The sequence below is a fragment of the Pseudomonas sp. 300 genome (assembly GCF_055803035.1).
Genome location: NZ_JAVLRV010000002.1, coordinates 1315984 through 1319108, shown reverse-complemented (window position 1 = coordinate 1319108; position 3125 = coordinate 1315984). Strand labels below are relative to the sequence as shown.

Sequence of the window (3125 nt, the reverse complement as noted above, 5' to 3'; positions counted from 1 at the left end):
AAATCAACTCATCAATATGCCGATAATCTGTTTGCAGATCGGCTGCCAACTGCCGCGCCCGCCCCAACCGAATCGGCCCACGCTCAATATCAATCAGCAACCCCGGACACTCCAGCGCAGGCAACCCGGACCACTCCTTCAACCGCCCGTCCGTCACCAGCAACAAGCGCTGCTGTTCCGCCGGAAAGCGTTTTTGCCGCACCGCGAGCCATCGCCCCGCCTCGCCGAGCGCCGCCAGCAACGGCGTGCCACCGCCCGCGCCAAGGCCATCGAGCCAGTGGCCTAATCCGCTGCAAGCTTTCAACCCCTGCACTTGCCACTTCGGCGCATGGCCGCTGGCCGTCAGCAATGCAAGGCGCGCACGCTGACGGTAGGCGTCGTCAAACAATTGCGCCAACAGCCCCTTGGCGTCGCTCAATGCCTGATGGCGGCGCGTCGAGGCCGAGGCGTCGACGATGACCAGCCATAGTTCGTGCGGCGAGCGCGTGCGCAGTTGAAACAGCACATCCTGGCGTTGGCGCGGACGGCCGTTGAGCAAGGTGCCGGGCCAGTTGATCGAGCCGTTGCGGGCGGCATGACGCTGACCCTGTTTGCCGTGGTCCAGCCGTCCGGCGCGGGGTCTGGCATTCGCCCCCGCGTCAGATCGAGGGCGAATGCCTAGGGCTTTTTTGGCCAGCTCGGCACTTCACGTCGAGCGCCAACCGGCAGCGCCTGCGCGGGCATTTCGCCCCACTGGCCCTGGCCTTCGCTCGGGTTGGACTGTTGCGGATCGGGTTGCCGGGCCTGTTGCGGTGCCGGTGGCGACTGTTCGCGACGACGATGGCGCAAGGCGAACTCGGCCACCGCATCAATATCTTCTTCGGCAATCGCGCTCGCCCCTCGCCATGCCGCGTGGGCACGGGCGGCGCGCAACCACACCAGATCGGCGCGCAGGCCGTCGACACCGGCGGCGAAACAGCGCTCGGTAATCTGTGCCAGCGCCTCATCGTCGAGGGGGATGCTTGCCAATGTGCTGCGTGCTGCCTGGCAGCGTTCACGCAATGACTGCTGCTGGCTTTCCCATTCAGCGCAGAAGCGTTGCGGATCGCTGTCGAAATCCAGACGCCGACGGATGATCTGCCCACGCTCGGCCGGGGCGGTATGACCGCTGAGGGCGACGTTCAGGCCAAAGCGGTCGAGCAGTTGCGGACGCAACTCGCCCTCTTCCGGGTTCATGGTGCCGATCAGCACGAACTTCGCCGAATGCCGATGGGAGATGCCGTCGCGCTCGATCAGATTGGTGCCGCTGGCGGCGACGTCGAGCAGCAAGTCCACGAGGTGATCGGGCAGCAGATTGACTTCATCGACGTAGAGCACCCCTCCGTCAGCCTTGGCCAATACACCGGGAGAAAATTGCGCGCGCCCTTCGCTCAGGGCGGCGTCGAGGTCGAGGGTGCCAACCAGACGCTCTTCAGTGGCGCCCAGCGGCAAGGTAACGAATTGGCCGCTGGCAAGCAGGTCCGCAAGCCCTCGGGCCAGGGTGGACTTGGCCATGCCACGCGGGCCTTCGATCAACACGCCGCCGATCTTCGGGTCGATGGCGGTGAGGTACAAAGCGAGCTTGAGATCGTCGGCGCCGACCACGGCGGATAAGGGGAAATGCGGGGTGTCGGTCATTATTAAATCTCGGTCATGGTCGGTGATCTATCAATAAATCTCACGGGCGCCTGTACCCCTATGGGAGCGGGCAAGTCCGCTCCCATAGGGCAGGCGGCGCATCAGGTGTCTTCTTCTATATCCAGCAACAAACTCTCCAGCGCCTCGCGGTACTCGCCCGGCTCTTTCCACATGCCCCGCTGCTGTGCTTCCAGCATGCGCTCGGTCATGTCGCGCAGCGCATGGGGATTGTGCTCACGGACAAATTCCCGCGTCGCCGGGTCCAGCAAGTACGCATCGGCCAGCAACGCGTATTGGTGATCGTCGATCAACTGCGTGGTCGCGTCGAACGCGAACAGGTTATCGACCGTCGCCGCCAGTTCAAACGCACCTTTGTAGCCGTGGCGCTTCACGCCGTCGATCCACTTCGGATTGGCCGCCCGTGAGCGGATCACCCGGTTCAATTCTTCCTTCAACGTGCGGATTTTCGGCAAGTCCGGCTGACTGTGATCGCCGTGGTAACTGGCCGCCGCTGCGCCGCTGAGGCTTTCCACGGCCGCGAGCATACCGCCCTGAAACTGGTAATAGTCGTTGGAATCGAGCAAGTCATGCTCACGGTTGTCCTGATTTTGCAGCACGGCCTGAACCTGGCTCAGGCGCTGGGCGAACTGCTCGCGGGCCGCCGTGCCTTCGTCGGAACCGCCGTAAGCGTAGCCGCCCCAGTTCAGGTAGACCTCGGCCAGGTCATCACGGCTCTGCCACAAACGACCGTCGATTGCCCCTTGCACGCCAGCGCCGTAAGCACCGGGTTTGGCGCCGAAAATGCGCCAACCGGCCTGCCGTTTGGCCGCGTCTTCATCAAGGCCCGATTGCAGCAACGCTTCGCGTTCGGCGCGGACCTTGGCCGCCAATGGATTGAGATCGTCCGGTTCATCCAGCGCAGCGACCGCTTGCACCGCCGCATCGAACAGGCGGATCAGGTTGGCAAAGGCATCACGGAAGAACCCGGACACGCGCAAGGTTACGTCTACGCGCGGGCGGTCGAGCAGGCTCAGCGGCAGAATTTCGAAGTCATCGACCCGCTGACTGCCCGTCGCCCAGACCGGACGCACGCCCATCAACGCCATGGCTTGCGCAATATCATCGCCACCGGTGCGCATGGTCGCCGTGCCCCAGACCGACAGACCGAGTTGACGCAGGTGATCGCCGTGATCCTGCAAGTGCCGCTCGAGAATCAGGTTCGCCGATTGAAAACCGATGCGCCACGCGGTGGTGGTCGGCAGGTTGCGCACGTCCACCGAATAGAAATTGCGCCCGGTCGGCAGCACGTCGAGACGGCCGCGACTGGGTGCGCCGCTGGGGCCGGCGGGGACGAAACGGCCGCTGAGGGCGTCAAGCAGGCCGCGCATTTCCGCCGGGCCACAGGCGTCCAGGCGTGGCGCGACGACTTCGCGCAGGTTGTCGAGGATGGCCTGCACCTCAATCCAGCT

3 protein-coding genes are annotated in these 3125 nt (G+C 64.4%); all 3 read right to left on the bottom strand.

The genetic code is table 11. The features are described 5' to 3' along the window. Positions 1-676: vWA domain-containing protein (locus tag Q7W83_RS12710; protein WP_473657621.1), on the bottom strand; the 676-nt coding region annotated here is incomplete at its 3' end. Beyond that, positions 658-1656: a magnesium chelatase ATPase subunit I gene (locus Q7W83_RS12705; protein ID WP_150630074.1), complete on the bottom strand. Its 999-nt coding sequence runs from the start codon at positions 1654-1656 to the stop codon at positions 658-660. The genes Q7W83_RS12705 and Q7W83_RS12710, both read right to left, overlap by 19 nt. A gap of 101 nt (positions 1657-1757) precedes the next feature. Beyond that, a partial coding sequence (locus tag Q7W83_RS12700) for a cobaltochelatase subunit CobN (protein ID WP_473656157.1) occupies positions 1758-3125 on the bottom strand: 1368 nt, incomplete at its 5' end.